5 protein-coding genes are annotated in these 8,782 nt (G+C 63.5%); all 5 read right to left on the reverse strand.

The window, feature by feature from the left end:
• On the reverse strand, positions 1-2,540 hold a 2,540-nt coding region (locus KDH09_06860; protein MCB0219397.1), incomplete at its 3' end, for a hypothetical protein.
• 567 nt (positions 2,541-3,107) lie between these two features.
• Positions 3,108-4,910: an aspartate--tRNA ligase gene (gene aspS / locus KDH09_06865; protein MCB0219398.1), complete on the reverse strand. Its 1,803-nt coding sequence runs from the start codon at positions 4,908-4,910 to the stop codon at positions 3,108-3,110.
• A 150-nt stretch (positions 4,911-5,060) separates the two neighbouring features.
• Positions 5,061-6,323, reverse strand: coding sequence for a histidine--tRNA ligase (locus KDH09_06870; protein ID MCB0219399.1), 1,263 nt, complete (start codon positions 6,321-6,323; stop codon positions 5,061-5,063).
• Positions 6,324-6,451: 128 nt separating this feature from the next.
• The gene (locus KDH09_06875; GenBank protein ID MCB0219400.1) at positions 6,452-7,690 is read right to left on the reverse strand and encodes a glutamate dehydrogenase; all 1,239 of its coding nucleotides are present in this window, start codon (positions 7,688-7,690) and stop codon (positions 6,452-6,454) included.
• Positions 7,691-7,722: 32 nt separating this feature from the next.
• Positions 7,723-8,751, reverse strand: coding sequence for a Holliday junction branch migration DNA helicase RuvB (gene ruvB / locus KDH09_06880; protein ID MCB0219401.1), 1,029 nt, complete (start codon positions 8,749-8,751; stop codon positions 7,723-7,725).
• Positions 8,752-8,782: the final 31 nt, after the last annotated feature.

Raw genomic sequence — 8,782 nt, forward strand, 5'->3', positions numbered from 1 at the left:
AAGATGAGGGCCTCGGCGCCGCGGCGCATGGAGGGACCGGCATCGGAGCGGAACAGGTCGAGCGACGTATTGCCCAGCGCCTGTGAGAAACGGTCGAGGTTGTCGTTGTCGGTAAACGGGTTGGAGGCCGAGGGGCGCAGGAAGCTTGAGGGCGTCACCGAGACCGAGTTCATCAGGTCGCGCCAGTCAATGATGCCATCCGGCGCGGACGCCGGGTAGCGGTCCGAAATCGAAAATCCATTGGCCAGCGTCACGCGCCCGGCGCGGTCGAGCACCGCGGGAATCAGATCGAAGCTATCGACCTTGCCGTCGTTGTTCGTATCGAAGGGGCGGCAGTCAATGGGCTTGGAGAACAGATCGCAGTCGACAAAACCGTCGCCCGGCGGGCAGGCGCCCGGACCCGAGGTCGCGATGCGCTCACGATCGAAGAACTTGGCGCGGCTGCAGTTGTCGGTGTCGAGCAGTGCCTCACGCGAGAAGTCCACCACATCGAAACGGCCATCGCCGTTGATGTCGAAGGTCTCGCCCGCCTGCACGACCCCGTCGTTGTTCACGTCCACGAAGTCCTGGGCACAGAGTGGATCGACCCCCTCTTCCCAGAAAACGTAGCGGCCCGACGAGGGATCGCGGCAGCCGCCGTCGCCGTTGCGGTCGAGGTTGTCGACGGCATCGAAGAGTCCGTCAAGGTTGCGGTCGGTGCGCACACTGGAGAGCAGCACCGCTTCGAGCGAGTTGACGAAGTCATCGCCCTGGAATTCCGAACCAGGGATCAGGTCGACGAGCAACAGGAGTTCCACCAGGGTCTCGCTGTCGGGCTTCACCGAACGACTCACAATGCGCTCGAGAATGGGAATCACGTCGCGCACCAAATTCAGGTCGGTGAGCTGGAAGGCCAGCGTCGGGTCGGTGCGCTCGGCAATCAGGTAGTCGGAGTCACCGCTCAGGTCCGCGCCGCGGTAGGGCTGACCCGAGGTCGCAAACGGGCCCAGGTAGAGCACGTCGCCGTAGAGCAGGCTGGAGGGATCGAGGGTTTCATCGGCATCGACGGAGACCGTGAATTCAAGGCCCGAATTCAGGCCGCTCGCGATGCGCACCTGGTCGCCGGCGCGGATCTGGCCTTCGACGAAGCCCGTGTCATTGAGCGCCACGCCGCTGTGCGAGGAATGGAAGGCCGCGCCCACCGGCGCCAGCGAGTTTCGGGTGATGTTGCCCATGCTGTCGCGGGTGGGAACAACCGCCTGCACGTTGAAACGGAAGGAGCTGTCGTCCTTCACGCTGATGTCGTTGATGGGGACGAGCGTCATGTTCGTCGCGTCCACCAGAGCGGCAGTGAAGGCGAGCGAGGGTGCGTTGCCGGAGATTCGAACCACGCCGCCACCCAGATCGACGGCCACCACCGGCTCACCGCTGCCGTTGACCGCCGCCGCGACGCCGGCGGCGATTTCGTCGATCGTCGGCGAGCTGTCGCTGTTGTAGCCGGCCGTCATGCCGTTGATCAGCACGTCGTAGTCTTCGTTGAACAACGCGCGAGTGATGCGCACGTGGAACTCGTGCACCTCGTCATAGGCTGCGTCGCAGATCGAAATCTGGTTAGCCCCGTCCACACGGGCGATATTGAACTCATGTCCGGCGTTCGCGCCCGTGACGAAGAGCGCCTTGTAGGAGCGCTGGTAGGCGGACTCGGGATCGGGATCGTACACGCACGGGGTGCCGCCGAAAGTCGGAAGAAGCGGCACGCTCAGCCGCACGAAGGCCGATTCCGGCGAGATAAGCGGCACCAGCGGCGGGGTGCCCTGCGCGGTGTCGACCACCGTGCCGGAAATCGCAGTGAAAAGCGCAACCGAACCGTTGTCGCCGCGCAGCAGGTAGGCCTGGCGCGGAGAGAGAATCCCGCTGAAGGGGATGACGCCAAGGTTGAGCTGGTCGAGCATGTCCTGCAGGCCCTGCTCGCCAAGGCGGTCGAGAATTTCAAGCTGGATTCCGATCACCTCGATGCGGGGGTCGGCCACGTTGGGGTTCTCACCCGGGAACTCCGGCGCCAGCAGGTTGCGCAGCGGCACGATGAGCTCGGTGAGCGCCCCAGTCTCGAAAAGCTGCGTGAGCACGTCGTAGGAGCTCTGGATACCCGGCGCGGCCGGATCTCGGTCGGCAGCCAGGGTAACGAGCAGGTCGCTGGAAATCGGGGTGAACTGGAAGATCGTCCCACGGTCGATCATCGAGTTGAGAATGTCGGCCAGTTCCTGCACGCGGTCGCTGGTCATCACCATCGAGAGGGCGTCGACCAGTTCTTCGAAACCACCGGCAGCAAAGATCTGCTGCAGCGTCAGGGCCAGCGCGTCGAGGTCGCCTGACTTGGCCAGATTGGTGAATTGCACGAGCACCGCCTCGGCGGGCGGAGCGGGAGTAACGACGTCCTGATCGGGATCTGGATAGGAATCGAGCAGCGAGGGAGCAACATTCTCGTTGCCGCAGGCGGGAAGAAACACAAACAGCGCGAACGCGCAAAGGAGAACCCGCAGGATGTTGAATCGATTCTGCATATACCGCCGGAACTTCCGCAATCCGGCAACCAGCACGCGTGCTACGTATCACGCGACCTGTCGCCTTGAATCCGGTGTTGAATCACCGGACTCACAACGCAAGCAGCTCACCCATGCAAGGCATCGGCTTGCGGAATCGATGAAGCTCCTCGACGCTTCGCCTTCTCCGCATGTTTCCGGCGCGACGCGTCTGCAGCACTCTGATCAAAAGCCCGGGCGATCAGAGTATGCAGCGCCCTACCGGAAATCCCCGAGGCCACCGCCGGGCGGCTGAAACCAACCCCAGCCGATTTCCAAAAAAGCTAGCAGTTTTCGCTACTTACGTTGGTGAATTTATAGAAGAGGGTCTTTTACTGTCAAGGCGGCCAGGAAGCCCTCACGGGAAATATCACAGGGCTTTACATGTATTTACGGCAGGCAAAAGCCCGTGACGCCGCGCGCAATCTGCCTTTGCTAATCCCCTGAAATCATAGGGGAAGAAAGGCGCCCCTCCCTAACGACCCGCCGCGTCAAAACTTCACCCGCACTCACACCCGGCGCCCGTCCAGCGGCTTTGCACGCGAAGTTTTACTTCAGGTCCTGAATCTTGAGCGAGAGCTCCAGCAACTGCCCGTGATCGACCGGACTGGGAGCCTCGGTCATCAGGCACTGGCCGCGCTGGGTCTTGGGGAACGCAATGACGTCCCGGATGGATTCGGCACCCGCCAGGATCATCACGATGCGGTCCAAGCCAAAGGCCACGCCGCCGTGAGGGGGCGCGCCCAGCGAAAGGGCGTCGAGCAGGAAGCCGAACTTTGCCTGCGCCTCTTCCTCGGAGATGCCGAGCAGGCCGAACACACGGCTCTGGAGTTCCTGGTCGTGAATACGGATCGATCCGCCGCCGATCTCATAGCCGTTGAGGACGAGGTCGTAGGCCTCCGAGCGGGCTTCGAGCGGTTTGTCTTCAAGGCTGTCCAGGTCCTCGGCCTTCGGCGAGGTGAACGGGTGGTGCAGCGCCACGTGGCGCTTGGCTTCCTCGTCGTACTCGAACATCGGGAAGTCGGTCACCCACAGGAACGAGAGCTGATTGGGATCCACCAGTTCGAGCTTGTGACCCAGGTGATCGCGCAGCGCGGCGAGCACCTGATTGACCACGCCGGGCTTGTCGGCGCCGAAGAAGACGATGTCCCCTTCTTCGAGGTTCGTCGCCAGGCGAAGCTGCTCTTTCTCTTCATCGGAGAAGAACTTGAGGATCGGCGACTGCCAGCCGTCGGGGTTGGACTTGATCCATGCAAGGCCCTTGGCCCCAAGGCCCGTGGCCATGTTGGTCAGGTCGTCGATTTCCTTGCGCGAGAACTTTGCCCCGCCCTTGATGGGCAGCGCCTTGATCATGCCGCCGCCATCGGCGGCCTGGCGGAAGACCTTGAAGTCGGAGTTCTTGAACACAGAGGTGATGTCGATGAGTTCGAGGTCGAAGCGCAGGTCGGGCTTGTCCGAGCCATAACGGGCCATCACCTCGTCGTAGGGCATCCGCGGGAACTTCGCGGCCTTGGCCACTTCCTCGCCGCGGGTTGCGCTAAGGATCGCGCGCATCAGGCCCTCGCACATCTCCATGACCTGGTCGGCACCGACAAAGCTCATCTCGACATCGATCTGCGTGAACTCGGGCTGGCGATCGGCGCGCAGGTCCTCGTCGCGGAAGCACTTGACGATCTGGTAGTAGCGGTCGAAACCCGAGACCATCAGGATCTGCTTGAAGAGCTGGGGCGACTGCGGGAGCGCGTAGAACTGCCCGCCATGCAGGCGCGAGGGCACCAGGAAGTCGCGTGCGCCCTCGGGTGTGCTCTTGGTGAGAATCGGTGTCTCGACGTCAACGAAATTATTCGCGTCGAAGAACTGGCGCGCCGCGTGGGCAATGCGGTGGCGCTGCAGGAAGACCTGCTGCACGCTCGGGCGGCGCAGGTCGATGTAGCGATACTTGTGGCGAATCGACTCGCCGGCTTCCACGCGGTCCTCGACCTGGAAAGGCTGGGGCTTGGCGACGTTGAGGATCTTCACCTCATCGACGAGCACTTCGATCTCACCGGTGGGAAGCTTCGGGTTGGCCATGTTGTCGGGCCGGGCGCGCACACGGCCGCGCACGGCGAGCACCCACTCGTTATGGACGAGGTCGCCCTTGGCATGGGCGTCAGCCGAATGGGTCGGGTCGCAAACCACCTGGGTGATGCCCCAGCGGTCGCGCAGGTCGATGAAGATGATCCCGCCATGGTCGCGGGCCGAATGGGCCCATCCGAACAGAATGACCTCATCGCCCACGTTCGCGGCGCGGAGTTCGTTGTTGACGTGGGTGCGCTGCCACCCTTCAAGACGGTCTACCGATGGTGCCGACACGGCTGGATTCTCCCGGGAAGTTTCTTTGATTTCAGGTGTTTGGGCGAGCCTGCCCGTCGCAGGCGCCGCTTTCCACAGGCGGCGGAGTCTACAAGGACCGCGCCGGGGAATGCAACGCTCTGGGCGCTGCCCGTGCGGCCCTGCCGAGGCTCAGGCCATTTCTTCGAGTTTCGCCGCCAACCCCGAGAGCTGAACCGGGAATTCTTCCCCGTCCGAGAGCCGCCGGAGCCGCCCCTCACCCGAGGCGAGTTCATCGTCTCCGACCACCAGGGCGTAGGTGGCACCCAGCTTGTCGGCGTATTTCATCTGTGCTTTGAGCGAGCCGCCCAGCAGGTCGATCTCCGCGCGAATGCCCTGGCGGGCCAGGTCCACGCTGGTCAGCACGGCCCACTTGCGCCCGGCTTCGCCGATGTTCGCCAGAAAGACCTTGGGCTTGCCCTCAATGGCGCCGGCCTTTTCAGGATCAAGCAGCATGGCCAGCCGCTCAATCCCGATGGCGAAGCCCGCGGCCGGAGTCGGCTTTCCGCCGAGCTGCTCGACGAGGCCGTCGTAGCGCCCGCCGGCGGCCACAGTGTTCTGGGAGCCCAGCCGGTCGGTGGTGAACTCGAACACGGTGCGCGTGTAGTAATCGAGCCCACGCACGATGCGCGGATTGACGTCGAAGGTAAGACCCGCGTCTTCAAGCCCGCGCAGGGTCTGGTGCCAGTGTGTCGCGTCCTCTTCGCTGAGATGATCGATGATCTGCGGCGCGCCCTGCGTCTTCGCGTGATCGACCTTGCAGTCGAGGATGCGCAGCGGGTTGGTTTCGATGCGACGCTGGCAGTCCTCGCAGAAATCTCCGATGAGCGGTTTGAAGTGGTCGTAGATTTTCTGCCGGTATTCCGAGCGCGTCTCGGGCCCGCCCAGCGAGTTGATCTCCAGCTTCGTGCCCTCAAGCCCCAGGCGCTCGAAAAAGGTCTTGAGCATCACCAGCAGCGTCACTTCGGTGGCCGCGTCGTCGGAGCCCAGCACCTCGGCGCCGATCTGGTAGAACTGGCGGAGCCGCCCCTTCTGCGGGCGCTCGCGCCGGAACATGGGGCCCATGTAGTAGAACTTCGCCACGCGCATGGTGTGGCCCAGCGAATGCTCGATGAACGCGCGCACCGCGCCGGCGGTTCCCTCGGGACGCAGGGTGATCATCTCCCCGCCGGTGTCCTCGAAGGTGTACATCTCTTTTTCGACGATGTCGGTCGCCTCGCCGATGGAACGGGCGAAGAGCGGGGTGTGTTCGATGACCGGGATGCGCAGCTCTTCAAAACCGAAGTTGCCGAACACCTCGCGCGCGGCCGACTCGATCCGGTGCCAGAGCACCATGTCGGCTGGTAGCAGGTCCTGAACCCCGCGAACGGACTGGAATTTCTGTTGCTTCGCCATGTTCCACAGATCCCGGTGATTCCGGGCGCGGCGCAACATAGACAAACGGGTATGCCAAGCCAAACCCCGTAAGAATTCCTGCCTCGTCCCCCTCTCCCTTTCAGGGAGAGGGAAATTTTGAAGTTGGACTAAAAGCCCGCGGCCCAGAATGCCTCACGCAGCTTTCCGGCGGCAATGGCGTAGGCCGACTCGCGGTAGGTGCGCCCGGTGTGGTCGGCGTCGGCGAAGACGTCGCGGCAGGCGGTATGCAGGCGCTCAGTGAGGCGCTCGCGCACGGTTTCGAGCCCCCAGGAGAACTGCTGCATATTCTGGACCCACTCGAAGTAGCTCACGATCACGCCACCGGCGTTGGCCAGCAGGTCGGGCACGATAGTCACGCCCTTGCTGCGCAGTACCTCGTCGGCCAGATGGGAGACCGGGTTGTTGGCTCCCTCGACGATGACCTTCGCGCGGATCTTGTCGGCATTGTCCTCGCAGATCACCCCTTCGAGCGCGGCGGGAACAAGGAAGTCCACCTCGAGAAGCAGCAGGTCGTCATTGCTGATGAACTCGGTGTCGGGCGCATCGATCACGCTGCCCGCATTCTTGGCGTGCAGTCCGAGCGCGAAGGGATCGATGCCGTTTTCGTTATAGACGCCGCCGCACACGTCACTGATGGCAACGATCTTGAGTCCCAGGCGGTGCAGGAAGCGCGCAGTGTGCTCGCCCACATTGCCGAAGCCCTGGATTGCGACGGTCTTCCCTTCAAGATTGTCCGAGTGCTCACGCGCCAGTTCCTGCAGCACGATTGCAATGCCCTGCCCCACCGCCGACTCGCGTCCCTGGGAGCCGCCGAGCACGATGGGCTTTCCTGTTACAACGCCCGGCGAATAGCCGTAGATCTTCTGATACTCATCCTGGATCCACGCCATCACCTGGGAGTTGCTTCCCACGTCCGGCGCCGGAATGTCGATGTTGGGCCCCAGGAAGCGGTGGCCTTTCTCGACGAACTTGCGCGTGAGCTGTTCGAGTTCGTTGGGCGAGAGGCTGGAGGGATCGCAGTTGATCCCGCCCTTGGCACCACCAAAGGGCACATGAACGAGCGCGCACTTGAGCGACATGATTGACGCCAGGCCCCGGAAATCCTCCATGTCCACTTCGGGATGGTAGCGCAGCCCGCCCTTGTAGGGACCGAGCACGTTGTGGTCCTGCACCCGGTAGGCAGAAAAGACCTCAAGGCTCCCGTCGTCACGCCTGAGCGGAAGTTCCATTCGGATCTCACGGCTGGAGATGGAAAGGAGCTGGTAGGTAACGTCGTCGAAGCCGAGCGCGCGGCACGCGCCCTTGAGAAATACATCGACGCTCTCTTTGGGGGAGATCTTTGCCATGGAAGGTCCTCGAGTTGGCCAGGAAAGCCGGCCTAGAACATCTGGTGCTGTTTTTTGGGCGGCGGCGTGACGCCAAGGTGCTCATAGGCCGCCAGCGTCGCGATGCGCCCGCGCGGGGTGCGCGCCAGAAAGCCAAGTTGCGAGAGAAAGGGCTCCACCACTTCTTCGAGCGTCGCGCGCTCTTCGGAAACGAGCGCCGCGACGGCCTCGACCCCAACGGGACCGCCCCCGAATTTCTCGATGATGGATTCGAGCACGCGGCGATCGAGCGAGTCGAGTCCGCGCTCGTCCACCTGGAGGCGCTCGAGCGCCACGCGGGCCGACTGCACATCGACGTAACCCTTGCCGGCGACCTCGGCGAAATCGCGGACGCGGCGAAGCAGGCGGTTGGCGATGCGCGGCGTGCCGCGCGCCCGCCGCGCGATCTCGTCGGCACCGTCGTCGTGCAGGTCGATGCTCAGGATTCCCGAAGAACGAACGAGAATCTGACGAAGCTCGTCGGCGTCGTAGTATTCAAGGCGCGCGTGAATGCCGAAGCGATCGCGCAGCGGGCTGGTGAGCAGTCCCGCGCGGGTCGTTGCCGCCACCAGCGTGAAGGGCTGGAGCTGCAGGCTCAGCGAGCGCGCGTGGGGGCCGTCGCCCACGATGTAGTCGAAAACGAAGTCTTCCATCGCCGGATAGAGGGCCTCCTCGATGGAGGCATGCAGGCGGTGGATTTCGTCGATGAAGAGCACGTCGCCGGGTTCGAGCTTGGTGAGAAGTCCGGCCAGTTCGCCTTTGTGCTGGATGGCCGGGCCCGAGGTCACATGGAGCTGCGCGCCCATCTCGTTGGCGATGATGTGGGCAAGCGTTGTCTTCCCAAGCCCCGGCGGGCCGACGAACAGGGCATGATCGAGGGCGTCACCGCGGCGGCGGGCCGCTTCGATGAAGACCTCCATGTTCTCGCGCACCTTGCGCTGGCCGATATATTCGGAGAGCCGCTGCGGACGCAGCGTGGTTTCCTCCCGGTCGTCGCCCGGAAGGCTCTCCGGGCTCACCATTCTTGTGTCCTCAGCGGGCATCGGCGCCTTCTTGCTCGCGCACTTCCATGAC

It is taken from the genome of Chrysiogenia bacterium (genome assembly GCA_020434085.1).
In the GTDB taxonomy this organism is placed as follows: Bacteria; JAGRBM01; JAGRBM01; order JAGRBM01; family JAGRBM01; genus JAGRBM01.

Coding starts and splice junctions, on each gene's coding strand:
- KDH09_06870 (MCB0219399.1), bottom strand. CDS start 6,323: ATGGCGAAGCAACAGAAATTCCAGTCCGTTCGCGGGGTTCAGGACCTG.
- KDH09_06875 (MCB0219400.1), bottom strand. CDS start 7,690: ATGGCAAAGATCTCCCCCAAAGAGAGCGTCGATGTATTTCTCAAGGGC.
- ruvB (MCB0219401.1), bottom strand. CDS start 8,751: ATGCCCGCTGAGGACACAAGAATGGTGAGCCCGGAGAGCCTTCCGGGC.